This window comes from Lentzea roselyniae (genome assembly GCF_039537795.1).
Lineage (GTDB): Bacteria > Actinomycetota > Actinomycetes > Mycobacteriales > Pseudonocardiaceae > Lentzea > Lentzea atacamensis.
This window is the reverse complement of record NZ_BAABBE010000001.1, coordinates 172,574-187,020: the sequence shown is the minus strand read 5'-3', so window position 1 is coordinate 187,020 and position 14,447 is coordinate 172,574. Positions and strand designations below refer to the sequence as shown.

Annotated in this window: 14 protein-coding genes; 4 read left to right on the top strand and 10 right to left on the bottom strand. The window is 68.9% G+C overall.

Annotation, left to right across the window (positions count from 1 at the left end):
* Nucleotides 1–171: 171 nt before the first annotated feature.
* The 8 genes from trxA to ABFX45_RS00875 all read right to left on the bottom strand — a co-directional run bounded on the left by trxA (nucleotide 172) and on the right by ABFX45_RS00875 (nucleotide 9,036).
* On the bottom strand, nucleotides 172–501 hold the full coding sequence (gene trxA / locus ABFX45_RS00910) for a thioredoxin (protein ID WP_030465632.1): 330 nt from the start codon (nucleotides 499–501) through the stop codon (nucleotides 172–174).
* Nucleotides 502–529: 28 nt separating this feature from the next.
* Entirely contained in the window at nucleotides 530–1,510 is a 981-nt protein-coding gene (gene trxB / locus ABFX45_RS00905; RefSeq protein ID WP_109630096.1) for a thioredoxin-disulfide reductase, read from the bottom strand.
* Nucleotides 1,511–1,588: 78 nt separating this feature from the next.
* On the bottom strand, nucleotides 1,589–2,323 hold the full coding sequence (locus tag ABFX45_RS00900; RefSeq protein ID WP_346126890.1) for a hypothetical protein: 735 nt from the start codon (nucleotides 2,321–2,323) through the stop codon (nucleotides 1,589–1,591).
* Complete coding sequence (sigM, locus tag ABFX45_RS00895) at nucleotides 2,320–2,937, bottom strand: RNA polymerase sigma factor SigM (protein ID WP_112226423.1); 618 nt, start codon at nucleotides 2,935–2,937, stop codon at nucleotides 2,320–2,322. Before sigM ends, ABFX45_RS00900 begins: the two co-directional genes overlap by 4 nt.
* Before the next feature lie 76 nt (nucleotides 2,938–3,013).
* Entirely contained in the window at nucleotides 3,014–4,531 is a 1,518-nt protein-coding gene (locus ABFX45_RS00890; protein ID WP_346126888.1) for a protein kinase family protein, read from the bottom strand.
* Between the two features lie 37 nt (nucleotides 4,532–4,568).
* Nucleotides 4,569–6,218 carry a murein biosynthesis integral membrane protein MurJ gene (gene murJ, locus ABFX45_RS00885; protein ID WP_233439124.1) on the bottom strand — a complete coding sequence of 550 codons (1,650 nt, stop codon included), beginning with the start codon at nucleotides 6,216–6,218 and terminating at the stop codon, nucleotides 4,569–4,571.
* On the bottom strand, nucleotides 6,215–8,521 hold the full coding sequence (locus ABFX45_RS00880) for a DUF6049 family protein (protein WP_346126886.1): 2,307 nt from the start codon (nucleotides 8,519–8,521) through the stop codon (nucleotides 6,215–6,217). The genes murJ and ABFX45_RS00880 overlap by 4 nt, the downstream gene beginning before the upstream one ends.
* Nucleotides 8,518–9,036: an NUDIX hydrolase gene (locus ABFX45_RS00875; protein ID WP_109630078.1), complete on the bottom strand. Its 519-nt coding sequence runs from the start codon at nucleotides 9,034–9,036 to the stop codon at nucleotides 8,518–8,520. The genes ABFX45_RS00880 and ABFX45_RS00875 overlap by 4 nt, the downstream gene beginning before the upstream one ends.
* A 42-nt stretch (nucleotides 9,037–9,078) precedes the next feature.
* Between ABFX45_RS00875 and ABFX45_RS00870 the strand changes: the two genes are divergently transcribed.
* The gene (locus tag ABFX45_RS00870) at nucleotides 9,079–10,515 is read left to right on the top strand and encodes a CCA tRNA nucleotidyltransferase (protein WP_346126883.1); all 1,437 of its coding nucleotides are present in this window, start codon (nucleotides 9,079–9,081) and stop codon (nucleotides 10,513–10,515) included.
* A 96-nt stretch (nucleotides 10,516–10,611) separates the two neighbouring features.
* Nucleotides 10,612–10,866: a response regulator transcription factor gene (locus ABFX45_RS00865; RefSeq protein ID WP_346126881.1), complete on the top strand. Its 255-nt coding sequence runs from the start codon at nucleotides 10,612–10,614 to the stop codon at nucleotides 10,864–10,866.
* Here ABFX45_RS00865 and ABFX45_RS00860 read toward each other — a convergent pair.
* A complete protein-coding gene (locus ABFX45_RS00860; RefSeq protein ID WP_346126879.1) occupies nucleotides 10,795–12,135 on the bottom strand; it encodes an MFS transporter in 1,341 nt (446 codons plus the stop codon). The genes ABFX45_RS00865 and ABFX45_RS00860 overlap by 72 nt on opposite strands.
* 237 nt (nucleotides 12,136–12,372) lie before the next feature.
* Here ABFX45_RS00860 and ABFX45_RS00855 point away from each other — a divergent pair, with 237 nt between their 5' ends.
* The gene (locus ABFX45_RS00855) at nucleotides 12,373–12,945 is read left to right on the top strand and encodes a YqgE/AlgH family protein (protein ID WP_109630066.1); all 573 of its coding nucleotides are present in this window, start codon (nucleotides 12,373–12,375) and stop codon (nucleotides 12,943–12,945) included.
* A gap of 18 nt (nucleotides 12,946–12,963) precedes the next feature.
* Here the strand turns inward: ABFX45_RS00855 and ABFX45_RS00850 are convergent, their stop codons facing one another.
* Nucleotides 12,964–13,374 carry an SdpI family protein gene (locus tag ABFX45_RS00850; protein ID WP_109630063.1) on the bottom strand — a complete coding sequence of 137 codons (411 nt, stop codon included), beginning with the start codon at nucleotides 13,372–13,374 and terminating at the stop codon, nucleotides 12,964–12,966.
* A gap of 60 nt (nucleotides 13,375–13,434) precedes the next feature.
* Here ABFX45_RS00850 and ABFX45_RS00845 point away from each other — a divergent pair, with 60 nt between their 5' ends.
* The gene (locus ABFX45_RS00845) at nucleotides 13,435–14,406 is read left to right on the top strand and encodes an esterase-like activity of phytase family protein (protein WP_346126877.1); all 972 of its coding nucleotides are present in this window, start codon (nucleotides 13,435–13,437) and stop codon (nucleotides 14,404–14,406) included.
* Nucleotides 14,407–14,447 lie beyond the last annotated feature (41 nt).

Here is a 14,447-nt window from a genome sequence, read left to right as displayed (position 1 = left end):
GGAAGTCCTTATTGTGCCCTGCTCCGCAAAGTGATCGATGCAGGGCTACTCACAGTCGTTCCGAGATCACGTCCCGGTACGAAACGAACGTGACCCGCCCGTCTTATCGGTAGACGGGCGGGTCACGTTGCGCGTTGCAAGCGACTTGTTTAGCCGATGCAAGTTTTTTGCTCAGCCGATGACATCCTGCAGGTCGTTGAGCAGCGCGGCCTTGGGCTTCGCGCCGACGATCTGCTTCACCGGACGGCCGCCCTGGAACAGGATCAGCGTCGGCACGGACATGATCTGGTAGTCACGAGCGATCGACGGGTTGGCGTCGATGTCGACCTTGGCGATGGTGAGCTTCTCGCCGTGCTCGGCTGCGATCTCCTCCAGCACCGGCGCAACCATCTTGCACGGTCCGCACCAGGTCGCCCAGAAGTCGACCAGCACGGGCTTCTCGCTGGTCAGCACGTCGTCCGCGAACGACTTGTCGGTCACCGTGACGGTGGCGCCTGCCATGTTCTCTCCCTAAAGCCGTGAAGAAACTTCAGTTGCTCTTGCCGTAGCCGCCACCGACCGCCTCCGCGGCGATCTCGGCGTGCTCTTCGCCGTGCTCGGCGAGCCACCGTTCCGCGTCGATCGCGGCACTGCAACCGGAGCCGGCGGCGGTGATGGCCTGGCGGTACTCGTGGTCAACCAGGTCGCCGGCCGCGAACACGCCGTCCAGGTTGGTGTAGGAGCTCTTGCCCCTGGTCACGACGTAGCCCTCCTCGTCCAGGTCGACCTGGCCCTTGACCAGCGCCGAGCGCGGGTCGTGGCCGATCGCCAGGAAGAAGCCGGTGACGGGCAGCTCGGACTCGGCGCCGGTGACGGTGTCCTTGACCTTGATGCTCGACACGGTGCCGTCACCCAGCACGTCGGTGACCTGCGTGTTCAGCTGCCACTTGATCTTCTCGTTGGCGCGGGCGCGCTCGAGCATGACCTTGGAGGCACGGAACTCCTCGCGGCGGTGGATGACCGTCACGGACTTGGCGAAGCGCGTGAGGAACGTCGCCTCCTCCATCGCCGTGTCGCCACCGCCGACGACCGCGATGTCGTGGTCGCGGAAGAAGAACCCGTCGCACGTCGCGCACGCCGACACACCGCGGCCGAGCAGCTCCTGCTCACCGGGGATGTTCAGGTAACGGGCAGCAGCGCCCATGGCGAGGATGACCGCCCTGGCGTGGTACTCGACACCGTTGGCGACGACCTTCTTGATCTCGCCGGTCAGCTCGACGGACTCGACGTCCTCCGCCCGCAGCTCGGCACCGAAGCGCTGAGCCTGCTCCCGCATCTGCTCCATGAGCTCAGGGCCCATGATGCCGTCGCGGAAGCCGGGGTAGTTCTCCACCTCGGTGGTCGTCATCAGGGCGCCGCCGTACTGCGAACCCTCGAAGACCAGGGGCTCGAGCTGCGCGCGGGCGGCGTAGACCGCCGCGGTGTAACCCGCAGGCCCCGATCCGATGATGATCACGTTGCGCACGCTCACGGCCCCAGCAACTCCTCGATCTCGTCGTCTGACTGGCTCAACGGATCGTAGGTGTCGGTAATTCCGTGACTTGAGCGACTACCTCGGCTTGATGGTGGTGTCCGCCAGGACACCCTCCGGCTTGTCCGGTCCGCAGGTCTCCGGATCCAGCACGACCAGCCGGTACTGTCCGAGACCGGCGGGCAGGATCGCCATCACCGCGTCCTTGCCGTCCAGGGTGATCGGGCTGATGCCGAGCGGGTTGCCCGAGCTGGTGATGCCACCACCCCTGAGGCATCCGGCGAGGCGGTCCGGGGTCTCCAGCGGGCCGAAGTTCTGCGCCTTGAGCACGTCACCGACCGCGGAGCCCAGCTCGTCACGCTTCAGCGCGAGCGGCGTGGCGGCGTTCGCGCTGGACGTCGTCGGTGCGGGCTTGGCGTCGTTCGAGGGCTGCTGCGTGCCGGGCGACACGGCGAGCACGATGCCGAACGCGGCCGCGGCGGCCACCAGCACGCCTCCACCGAGGCCCAGCCTGCGGTTGCGACGCTTGCGGGCCTCGTCCAGCGACACGACCGGTGCGGCGGGACGGGCCTCGGCGGCGAGAGCCGCGTCGATCCGCGCCGCGACGTGGTCGGGCATGGGGATCGGCGGCAACGCGTGCAGGTCCTCCAGCGTGGCGTCCAGCGCCTGGAGGATCTCCCTGGCCTCAGGGTCCGCCTCCACCCTCGGGCGCAGCTGTGCGGCGACCTCAGGGGGCAGCACGCCCGCGTGCAGATCCGCGATGAGGTCTACCGACCACGGCGGACCCATCGGCACGCGCTCCATGCCGGTCATCGGCCCTCCCACTGACGTTGCTCTTGCACATTCACACCGTCAGCTGGGACGTTCGCATCTGCGATTCGGTTCCTGAGGTGCCCGAGAACTTTGGCGAGCTTGGCGCGACCCCGCGCACACCGGCTCTTGACAGTGCCTTCCGCGATGCCCAGGAGCTGCGCCGTTTCGGCAACGGAATAGCCCTCGACGTCGACGAGCACGATGGGCGCCCGCTGCTCCTCCGGCAGCGCCATCAACGCTTCCTGCACCATCAGGCTGGTCTCGCGGTCGCTCATCGCGTCACGGGGCGCGGCGGGCTCGCCGGGACCGGCCTCGGGCAGCGGCACTGTCGGTCTTGTTTGTCGTCGCCTCATCCGGTCGAGGCACGCGTTCACCACGATCCGGTGAAGCCAGGTGGTGACCTGTGACTCAGCGCGGAACGACGACGCGGCGCGGAAGGCCGAGATGAACGCCTCCTGCAGCGCGTCCGCGGCCTCCTCCGGGTCCCGCAGCGTCCGCAACGCCACCGCCCACATCCGGTCGCGGTGCCGTTTGACCAGCTCCGAAAACGCGTAGGGGTCACCTGCGGCGTGGGCCGAGATGAGATCGGCGTCCGAGCTGGCTGCGGCGGTCACGAACGGAGGATAGCGAGGCTGATCACTGCGTTGTCTGCCGCTCCTCCGGAGACGACCTCGCGTCATCCGGACAGGGCTACTGCGCCCTGGTGTACAGGATCTCCCTGATCTCCGACTGGTTCTTGCCCCCGCCGGCGTTGGTCAGCTGCGTGATCCAGATCAGCACGTGACCGGTCGGTTCGTGCTCGCCCAGCTGGATCTGCGTCTGCCCGTTGGACAGGTCGCCCTCACCGATGATCTTCGTCTCCTCGAGCGGCGCGTCCAGTGACGACGCCACCCGGATCTGCACGTGCGTCTTCTCACTCGGCGAGGTGATCGTGATCGAGGCCAGCCGCACCGGCTCGGCGAACGACGCCATCAGCCCGATGCCCGGCTTCAGCGCCGGGAACTGCTGGAAGTAGTTGTCGGTCCGCCAGAACGTGTTCGCGTTGTTGTCGACCGCCCGGCTCGCCTGGTTGGCGTTGTCCGGCTGGTTCGTCACGTCGTAGACGCCGATCTGGCCCGGCTGCACCGGTCCGGCCGGCGTGGGTGCCGGCGCGGTCTGGCCGTTCGATCCCGGCTGGCCGACCACCACGGTCGGACCGCCGCCGCGCGAGGGCTCGTCGCTGAAGAACCCGACGATCTGCACGCTCAGCCACACGATCACGGCCAGCGTGGCGATGGCGAGCACCGCGACACTGATCCACAGCTTCTTCTTCTGCTGCTTGTCCTGCACCGGACGTTGCGTCGTCCACACGACCTGGTCGTCATTGCGGGACGACGACGCCACTGCGGGGATCAGCGCGGTCTCGGCCTCTTCCGCCGCGATCTGGTCGAGGACCTGCAGGATCGCCGCGGACGTGCGGATGCCTCCGACGCTCGTGTCCTCCAAGGACCGCACGGCGACGGACGACAGTTCGTGCGGCAGGTACGGGTGCAACGCGCTCGGTGCCACGACGGTGCCGTCCGGCCCGGTCGGGGCGACCGGTACGCCGCTGGGACCGCCAGGCAGCGCCCACCGGCCGGTGAGCAGCAGGTACAGGATCGCGCCGAGGCCCTTGACGTCGTCGCGCGCGATCGCGTCCGGCCGCGGGCCGGGGAACGCGAGGCGCAGGCGGCCGTCCGAGGTGACCCGGATGCGCTGCGGGTGGTCGGCGCCCAGCACGAGTCCGGCGTGGTGCGCGCCCTCGATGGCGGCGCCCAGCGGTTCGAGCAGGCGGGTCGCGGCGCCCGCCGGCAGCGGGCCCTCCGCGATGAGGTCCATCAGGTCGGTGCCCTGGGTCCACTCGGCCACGACCATGCCGAGGATGCCCTCGTCCGGCCGGATGCCGGTGCCCGGCGTGAGCACGTCGATGACCCTGGAGACACCGGGGTGCGTGAACGACGCCGCGTGCATCGCTCGTTCGACGGTCCGGCGGGCACGGGCGGCGGCGTCGTTGTCGGCCAGGTCGCCCAGCAGCACCGTCAGTGCGACGTCGCGGTTGAGCTGACCGTCCCGCGCGCGCCACAGTTCCGCGTTCGACCTGTCGTCCGCTCCGGATTTCGCGAGCAGGCGGTAGCGGCCGTTGCCGATGACGCCGCCGGGAACCAGGGCGGCGTGAACTCCGCTACTCACGGGTACGAGGGTACGGGACGACGCTCACCCTCAGGGGTCACCGTCGCCGCACCAAACGGTTGATCTTGTCGATCGCGGGCTTCATCTCGGGTACCCGGAACGCCGCCAAAAGGCCGAACGCGAGCGGCAAACCGATCAACGTCACCAGAATGACCTCGACCCATGCGGCTACAACGGGATTCCCGATCCCGATCAAGCTCTGGACCAGCGCGTTCGCACCCTTGGCCACCGCGAACGCGAGCGACGACGCCACCACGGTCAGGCAGACGGTCCAGATGGTGAAGCCCGTGCGGAGGCGGCCGAGCCGGACCCGCAGCCACACCTGACCGACGATCGCGCCGAAGACGAAGCTGAGCGACATCGCGAGCGACACGCCGACGGCGAGCTGCCCGGCGTTGCCCGGCTCCGACACCGCGAGGAACAGGTAGAGCAGGCCGATGCGGACGGCCACGATCAACGCCTGGATCAACGTCGGCGTGCGGGCGTCCTTCATCGCGTAGAAGACCCGCAGCTGCAGCAGCGTGACGGCATAGGGCACGAGACCGAACGCGGACAGCGCGAGCGCGAGACCGATCCTCGTGCCGCCCTCGATGCCCGAGTTGCCCCACGCGAACGCTGCGAGACCGATCGCCAGACCGGACACCGTCATCAGCGCGCTGAACGGCATCAGCAGGATCGCCGACATGCGGTTGCCGAACAGCAGGTCGCGCACGATCGCGTCGTTGTCGTTGTGCGCGGCAGCCCGGCTCATCTTCGGCATCAGCGCGGTGAGCAGAGAGACGCCGAGCACGCCGTAGGGCACCTGGGCGATCAGCCACTGGTAGTTGAACGCCGTGAGCGTGCCCGTGGCGCTCGTCGCGACGTTGGTCAGGACCGTCATGCTGGCCAGGCCGAGGCCCACGTAGAGCAGCACCCAGAACGCGAGGCTGCCGAACTCCGACAGGCGCGAGTCCCAGCCGAACCGCCACTTGAACTGGAAGCCCGTCTTCTTCAGCGCCGGAACCAGCACGGACGCCTGCACCGCCACGCCGAGCGCGGTGCCCAGACCGAGCACCAGCAGGTGCGTGTCGGTCATGCGAACCGGGTTGAGCGTGAGCTCACCCGGCAGCATCGCGTAGACGACCAGCACGACGATCACGACGAGGTTGTTCAGAACCGGCGCCCACGTGGGCAGGCCGAACACGTGTCGTGCGTTCAGCACCGCGCTGAGCAGCGCGGTCAGGCCGTAGAAGACGATGCCCGGCAGCACCAGGTACGCGAACGCCGTGACCAGTTCGGGGTTGGCGTCCTGGGAATCCGAGATGTAGACGTCGGTGAGCAACGGCGCGCAGGCCATCGCGACGACCGTGCCGACACCGAGGATCAGCGTGCCCATGGTGATCAGCCACTGGGCGTACGACTCACCGCCATCGCTGTCCTCCTTCTCGGCACGGACCAGCAGCGGGATCGCCACGCTGGTCAGCACGCCGCCGAGGAGCAGCTCGTTGATCATGGTCGGCAGCGTCGAGGCCGCCTGGTACGAGTCGCCGAGCGTCTCGGCGCCGATCACCGCGATCAGCAAGACCTTCGACAACAGGCCCGTGACCCGGCTGACGATCGTCGCGATCGCCATCGAGCCACTGGCTCTGGCTACCGATGGTGCCTGCTTCTGCTGCTCTGGTTCGGTGGTCGTGGCTGACTCGCTCACGCGCTCGACTTCTCCGGTGTCACGTTCTCGATGGACGGTGCATCGCCGCCGCCCTCGCCGTTGCGAGCGCGGACCCGCTTGTAGATGCGTCGTCCGGAAAGCAGGACGAGCGCGATCGCGGCGATCACGGTGACGATCACCGTGATGGTGCCGTAGGCGGACGACGACACCTCCAGCTTGACAGTGTCGCCGAGAGCGACGCCCTCCGGAGTGGTCAGCCGGACGTTGACCGGGAACCGGCCGGAGCGAAGCACCTCGACCGGCACCCGCACGACGCGTTCGCCGCGGGCGGGAAGCACCTGGTCAGCGAGGTCGAGCTTGCGGATGCCCGGCGTGTCGGCCAGCACGATCCGCACGGTGACGCGGACGTCGAGCTTGTTCGTGATCGTGACCGGGATCGGGCTGTCGCCGGAGCCCAGCAGGATCGGGCTGGCCGGCGGTGTGACGCCGACCATGCCGGTCAGCGAGTTCAGCTCGGCCTGGCTGATGTTGGCGGCGGACCGCGCGCCGTCCGCGTTCGACCGCCACGCGCCGGACATCGCCCGCAGGAGGCCGAGCCACAGCGGGTCGGCGAGGTCGGCGGGTGCCGCGTGCTCGCTGTCCTCCTGCTGCATGGACGCGACCAGGCCGTTCAGCTGGGCGCTCTGCCTGGTCACCTCGTCGGCGACGGTGGAGGAGATCTCGCGCGCACCGGCCTCCGGCGGGTACGCGATCTTGGCGGTCGCCACCGGAGGCGTGGCCTTGGTCAGCTCCTCCAGGCCGGTCTGCGTCACGTAGCCGCTGGCGAGCAACCGCTGGGCGGCGCTCAGGAACTCGGTCATCTCCGTCAGCGGCGCGTTCCACCGGCGCGGCGGCGTGACCAGCACGTTGCGGCCGTCGCCCTGCCAACCGGCGCGGAAGACCAGCACCGACAGCGCGTTCTGCACCGACACCGGCTGGTTCTCGACCGGCGTGGTCACCCCGGACAGGGTGCGCGGCCGGGACGCACTGCCCTGCAGCGCGTCCGAGACCATCGAGTCGATCTTCACGGCGGTCACCGGGTGCTGGCCGGCGATGCCGACAGGTCCGGTGCCCGGCGCGTCGGCGAGGCCCGCCGGGTCGAGCAGGACCGACTTCATGCCGGTGTACTTCTGCTCGGGCAGCGGCGTGACCAGCTCGTCGAACGTCTGCTGGTCCAGCACGCCGTCCTCCGGCCAGACGAAGTCAGGCAGCGGCTGCACGCCGAGGATCTGCTGGATGAGCTTGGGGCCGTCGGTCAGCGCGAGGGTGCGCATGTTGGTGAGCTTCGCCCTGTTCAGCGCCACGAGGTCGGCGTCGGCGTACGGCAGCGCGACGACGCAACGGCCCCTCACGGCGAGCTTGAGCCGGTCCAGCCAGAGCTTGGCCTCCGCCTTGCCCCTGCCCTCGATGCCGCCCCGGATCTTGTAGCCGGTGCTCATGGCCTGGACCGTGCGCAGCAGGTCGGGGTCGATCGCCAGGCACATGGAGGTGCTCATGGACGCGATGAACTGCTCGTAGGCCTGCAGCAGGCCGTACAGCCGCCCGGTGGTGGCGAGCGAGGAGGCCAGCTCGTCGTCGACCAGCTCGGACTGGCCCTCGCCACCGGCCCTGACCAGCCTGGGCTGGTCCGCGATGGGCCACAGGACGGTGAGCTTGGCGGGAGCGTCCGGCTTGCCCTTGGTCTCCCCGCCGGGCACGCCCAGCACGGGGAGCAGCGTCGAGAGCGCCGCTAGCCGCGCCTGGCCGCCGTAGTCCGGCTTGCCGTTGATGTTGGCGAGGATCGGGTAGATGCCGGGCTGGTCGATCGCGAGCGAGGTGGGCGCGGACCCGCGCAACGGCACCTCGAGCGTGAAGTCCTGCTGCTGGCCGGGCTGCAGCTCGCGGGCGACCTCGGTGAACTTCGGCTGGATGAACTCCGCGGCCGCGGGCTCCCGCAGCGCCTTGCGCAGGTCGTCTTCCGAGTCGAGCGGCTCGCCGCGCTCCAGGCGCAGCACGATGTCGGAGACCTTGCGGTCGCCGACGTTGACGATCTTGCCGGTGATCTTGACGGTGGCCGGGGAGTCACCCGTCACGAACCGGGGGGTCAGCTGGCCGATGTCGAGCCGCAGGAACTGCTGCTGCTGTTGGCCGGGCTGCGCGGAGAGGGATCTGGTCGCCCACACCTGGGTGGCGGCGGGGGCCGGCATGAACGGCAGCGCGTCGACGTCGTCGGGCTGTGCCTGCTCCACGGCGCCTGCGGGCGGCGCGAGCACCGCCAGGAACGCGGCGACCGCGGCTGTGCAGAAGAGCTTCCTCGCGCTCACGCCGACTCCGCCCCGTTCCGGCAGCGGTCGGCGAGCAGTTCGGCGGCTCGGCGGACCAGACGGCGCTCATCGGCATACGCGAGTCGCTCGTCCAGCTCGCCGAGTGGCACCCACGCCACCTCGGTGACCTCCACGTCTTCGTCGGAAAGCTCTCCCCCCAGCGCTTCGAGGAGGAAGTGGTGAACCGTCTTGTGCACCCGGCGGTCGTCAGCGACGAACCAGTAGTCGATCGACCCCAACGGGCGCAGCACCCTGCTATGAATACCGGTCTCCTCGGCGACCTCGCGCACCGCGGTCTGTTCCGCGGTCTCGCCGGCCTCGATGTGACCCTTCGGCAAAGACCACAGCAACCGGCCCCGCCGGTCAAGTCTGCCGATCACCGCGGCCCGTTGCTCACCGTCGAGCACCAGGCCACCAGCCGACGTCTCGTCGACAGTCTTCAGCCTCCGGCCCCGGCGTCGCTTCCGGCGTCCCGGCTTGGGACCACCTCCGGATCGTGCGGCTGACGGGGGCATACGGCCGATCGTACTTAGGAACCTTAAGTACGCTGGTTTCTCGTGTCTCGATCGCTCCAGCAGAATGCGGTGGTGGAACAGCCCGCCATCACACCAGTCGTCGCAGAGCTCGCCGCTCGGTTCGCAGCCGAGGGAAAGCACCTCTACCTCGTGGGTGGGAGCGTGCGCGACGCCGTGCTGGGGCGCCCGACGAACGACTTCGACTTCACCACGGACGCGCGCCCTGCCGAGATCCAGCAAATTTTGACCGGCTGGGCGGAGGCCCAGTGGGACACCGGGATCGCGTTCGGCACGGTCGGCGCCTCGAAGAAGGGCGAGATCCTCGAGATCACGACCTTCCGCGCGGACGTCTACGACGGCGTCACCCGCAACCCCGAGGTGACCTTCGGCGACAGCATCGACGGCGACCTGGCCCGCCGCGACTTCACGGTCAACGCCATGGCGTTCGACGTGGCGTCCAGGACGTTCGTGGACCCGACCGGAGGTCTTCAGGCGGCCCGCGACGGCGTGCTGGACACACCGGCGACCCCGCAGGAGTCGTTCGGTGACGACCCGTTGCGGATGCTGCGGGCGGCTCGGTTCGTCTCCCAGCTGGGCTTCACCGCCGCCCCGCGGGTGATCGAGGCGATGCGTTCGATGGCAGGCGAGATCGCCCGCATCACGCCGGAGCGCGTGCAGGTGGAGCTCTCGAAGCTCCTGTGCGGCGCGCATCCGCGCCGCGGCATCGAGCTCATGGTCGAGACCGGCCTGGCGGACATCGTGTTGCCAGAGCTCACGGCCATGAAGCTGGAAATCGACGAACACCATCAGCACAAGGACGTCTTCGACCACTCGCTGGTTGTGCTGGAACAGGCGATTGATCTTGAAGATGTTGATCAATCGCCCGATCTGGTGTTGAGGATCGCGGCGCTGCTGCACGACATCGGCAAGCCGGCCACGCGCAAGTTCGAGCCAGGCGGCGGTGTCTCGTTCCACCACCACGAGGTCGTGGGCGCGAAGATGGTCCGCAAGCGCTTGCGGGCGTTGCGGTACTCGAAGGAGATCACCGAGGACGTCGCCAAGCTCGTCTACCTGCACCTGCGCTTCCACGGCTACGGCAACGGCGAGTGGACCGACTCGGCCGTGCGCCGGTACGTGACCGACGCCGGGCACCTGCTGACGCGGCTGCACAAGCTCGTCCGCGCGGACTGCACGACCCGCAACAAGCGCAAGGCGAACCTGCTGCGTCGCACCTACGACTCTCTCGAGGAGCGCATCGCCCGCATCGCGGCCGAGGAAGATCTCGCGCGCGTGCGGCCGGACCTCGACGGCAACGAGATCATGAAGCTGCTCGGGCTGCCGCCGGGCCCGCAGGTGGGTGCTGCCTGGAAGTTCCTCAAGGAGCTGCGGCTCGACCGGGGACCGATGGACCGCGACGAGGCAGAGGCGGCGCTGCTCGACTGGGCGCGCGAACAGGGCATCACTCCGCCATCTGCGTGACTCATAGTGAGCGCATGAAATCCCCGCGTTAGTGAACCGACAGCGCGGGGTTGCACCATGGAAGTGCGCTAGGGGTGCGCATGGGGGGTGGTGCAGATGTTCACTTGGGGACTTTCCGCAGGTCCGGCGGTACACGACCTGGAAGTGCTGACCGACGACCAACGAGCGGTGCTGCGGTGTCTCGCGCGTGGTCACGCGGACCACGAGATCGCGCGCGTGCTCGGCATCGGGCAACGGCGGGTGGCCGACGAGGTGGCCGAGATCCTGCGGCGCCTGGACCTACCCGATCGGGTGGCTGCCGTCGTCTTCGCGCACGAGGCCGGGATGTTGCACCTGCCGTTTCCGCGCTAGCAGGAGCAGGTAGGCGGCCAGACCGACCAGGTAGAGGCTCGCGGCGGTGATGATGAGACCGGGCGAACGCCCGTCCAGGGGGACCACCGTCGCGGCGATGGACACCGCGGTGACCTGTGTGACGTTGAAGAGCGTGTCGTACAGGGCGAACACCCGGCCACGCACTTCGTCACCGACGTCGTGCTGCACCGCGGTGTCCACGCAGAGCTTGACGATCTGACCGGCGAAGATGATCACGAAGCTGGCCGCGAGGATGGTCACCAGCGTCATCGGCAGCCCGAGACCGATCTGGGCGGCGCCGGTGAGGAGCAGCGCGCCGCAGATCGTGCGCTTGGTGCCGAACCTGTCGACGATCCGGTCGGTGAGCACGCCGGCGAGCAGAATGCCGGCGCCGCCCGCGACGGCGACCTCACCGAGCCCGCCGATGCCCGCCTTGAGGATGCCGGCGTCCTCCAGGCTGTAGCGCATCAGCAGCAGCGTGACCATGAGGCTCACGCCGAACGCGGCCCGGTGCGCGAGCAGAGCGGCCAGCGCTGCCGTGACGTTGGGGGTGTGCCAGGTGGCCTTGGCGCCGTCCAGCAGACCGCGGGCGACGGCCTTGAACGCGTTGTGCGGCTCGTCGACCTCGTCCGGCCCGAGCACGCCCGCCCGGAACCTGCTGGCGATGAACGCGCTGGTCAGCATGCCGACGACGGCGATGCTGGTGGTCCACGCCGAACCGCCGTCACCGGCGCCGAGGAACGTGCGGAAGCCGATCGCACAAGCCGCGCCGACCACAGCGGTGATCGCACCCGCCGTCGTGGCCAGTGCGTTCGCCTCGACCAGGTGATCTTCGTCGACGACGTGCGGCAGCGAGGCCGACAGCCCGGAGCCGACGAACCGGCCGATGCCCATCACGATGAGCGCGGAGATGTAGAGCGGCAGCCCGCTCAGCCCCGCACCGACCGCCAGGGCGGTGAGCAGGACGAACACCGCGCGCGTGATGTTCGCCACGACGATGACCTTCTTGCGGTCCCACCGGTCGAGCAACGCGCCCGTGAACGGCCCGACGATCGAGTAGGGCAGCAGGAGCACGGCGAACCCGGCCGCGATGGCCGCGGGATCGGCGTGCCGCTCGGGGTTGAAGAGCACAGCGCCGGCGAGCCCGGCTTGGAAGAGACCGTCACCCCACTGCGAGGCGAGCCGAGTGGCGAGGAGCCTGCGGAACTCCGGGATGCCGAGGAACCGGCGTGATCCCCAGTGGTGCTTCTCCACCGCAAGCGTTGTCACCGTTGCACTCTATGCGCGTACGGGTGAAAACCACGAAAGCCGGACCTCTCGGTCCGGCTCCCCTGGATCGGATGCCAGGTCGCCTCACGGCGCGATGCACTACGCGGCTCCAGCCGTACGGTATTCCGCGAAGGCGGTTGTCTGTTGAGCCCGGGGGACACAAAGACATCCGACACCTGAGTCTAACGGGGCGCGGCCCTGAGTTGTTCCGGCGATCACGGATGATTTCATGGTGACGTGCGTCCCGATGCCGAGGTCGAGCCAGGCTCCCTGTTGGTTGCCGCCCCGAGCCTGAACGACCCGAACTTCACGCGCACCGTCGTCTACATCATCGATCAACGTCCAGAGGGGACCCTCGGCGTCGTGCTGAACCGCCCCTCCGAGGTGGCAGTGCACGACGTCCTACCGCCGTGGGGCCCGCACGTCACCAAGCCGCAGTGCATCTACATCGGTGGCCCGGTCGAGCAGAAGACGGCGCTGTGCCTGGCGGCGCTGAAGGCGGGCACCGATCCGTCCAAGGTGGAGGGCCTGGTCGGCGTGCAGGGCCCGGTGGCGTTGATCGACCTCGACGCCGAGCCGGACGACCTGATGCCGCTGGTGCGCGGCCTGCGCGTGTTCGCGGGCTACGCGGGCTGGGGCGAGGGACAGCTCGCGAACGAGATAGATCGCGGCGACTGGATCGTGGTGACCGGCCTCGCTGACGACGTGCTGGTCGGCGCGAACGTCGACCTGTGGGGCCGGGTGCTGCGCCGCCAGGGCATGCCGCTGGCGCTGCTGTCGACCTATCCGACCGACGTCCGCAACAACTGATTCACGTGAAACTTCGGGTTACAGCCCGGCGAGCGGCGAGCAACCGCCACCACCGCAGGCGCAGCCACCGCAGCCCTTGGGCTTGACCGGCTCCGGCAGCGCTTCGGCCGCGCGGTGCCCCATCAGTCCACCGGCCACAGCGATGGCGAGCGCGCCCACCAGTCCGATGATCCCAGCGGTGACAGCGAGCTCGGCCATGACGAACGCCATAGCGCCCGACACGATCGCCACGACACCGGCCGCGACGTTCGGCACCCCGGCAATGCGGTTGGCCAGCACGAACGCCTCGTCGTCACGCAGCGCCGCCGCCGTGCGCACCCCGACGAACCGGTTGCGCCGCAGCTTGCCCTGCAGACCCAGCAGACCGACCGCGCCGAGAGCGACGCCGAGCACACCCAGGACGACCGACAGCACGATGTTCACGTCCATGAGGGTAGGCCCGAACAACGGTTCACCTGAAAGTCACCCCGGTCGGGTGTGCTGCACGCCATGTTGAGACGACTGTTGCTCGTCCCCGTGCTCCTCGGCCTGTGCGCGGCTCCAGCGCAGGCGCACAACCCCGAAGTTCGCTTCATCGCCGCACACGTCGTGCCGAAAGGACTGGTCGTGGGCGGTACGACGGTCGGCGGCCTCTCCGGCCTGGACTACGACCGGCGCACCGGCAGGTGGGTTCTGATCAGCGACGACCGGGTGGCGCCCCGGTTCTACGAGGGCAAGCTCTCGCGCAAGGGCGTCGAGTTCACCGACGTGCACTCTCTCGTCGGTCCCAACGGTCCGTACGCGCCCGGCACCGTCGATCCCGAGGACGTCCGGGTGGATCGCTGGGCCGGTGACCTGCTGTGGAGCCAGGAGGGTGACCGCACGCCCACGACGCTCATCGACCCGTCCGTGCAGTTCAGCAAGCGTGACGGAGCGTTCCACCGGGCGTTGCCCACGCCTGAGGACGTCAAGATGAAGCCGGAGTCCGGCCCGAGGCGCAACGAGGCGCTGGAAGGACTGACCTTCGCGCTCGGCGGCACCCTGGTCGTCACCGCCGTCGAAGGACCGCTCCTGCAGGACGGCCCGCCGGCCGACGAGACCAGGGGCGCCGTCAGCAGGATGATCGTCCAGACGCGGCAGGGGCAGGTCGTCGCCCAGTACCGCTACCAGCAGGAACCGCTGTTAGCCGCGGGTGCGAGCACCGGCGTCACGGCGATGCTGGAGAAGTCCCCCGGCGTCTACCTGGTGCTGGAACGGTCCTTCCACCAGCAGCTGGGCAACAAGGTCCGGCTGTTCGAGGCCAGGCCGCAGGGCACGACGCTGAAGAAGCGGTTCCTGGCCGACATCGGCGCCTTCCCGGTGGGCAGGGTCGACAACCTCGAAGGCATGGCCTGGGGCCCGGACGGCACGTTGTGGCTGGTCTCCGACGACAACTTCTCCTCCTCGCAGGTCACCCAGTTCATCGGCCTTGCGGTCCGCTGATACCGTTGACGACATGAGCACGGCCCGCCTGCTCCTTAGTT

Coding starts and splice junctions, on each gene's coding strand:
- trxA (WP_030465632.1), bottom strand. CDS start 501: ATGGCAGGCGCCACCGTCACGGTGACCGACAAGTCGTTCGCGGACGAC.
- ABFX45_RS00900 (WP_346126890.1), bottom strand. CDS start 2,323: ATGACCGGCATGGAGCGCGTGCCGATGGGTCCGCCGTGGTCGGTAGAC.
- ABFX45_RS00875 (WP_109630078.1), bottom strand. CDS start 9,036: ATGCCCCCGTCAGCCGCACGATCCGGAGGTGGTCCCAAGCCGGGACGC.
- ABFX45_RS00865 (WP_346126881.1), top strand. CDS start 10,612: ATGTTCACTTGGGGACTTTCCGCAGGTCCGGCGGTACACGACCTGGAA.
- ABFX45_RS00850 (WP_109630063.1), bottom strand. CDS start 13,374: ATGGACGTGAACATCGTGCTGTCGGTCGTCCTGGGTGTGCTCGGCGTC.
- ABFX45_RS00845 (WP_346126877.1), top strand. CDS start 13,435: ATGTTGAGACGACTGTTGCTCGTCCCCGTGCTCCTCGGCCTGTGCGCG.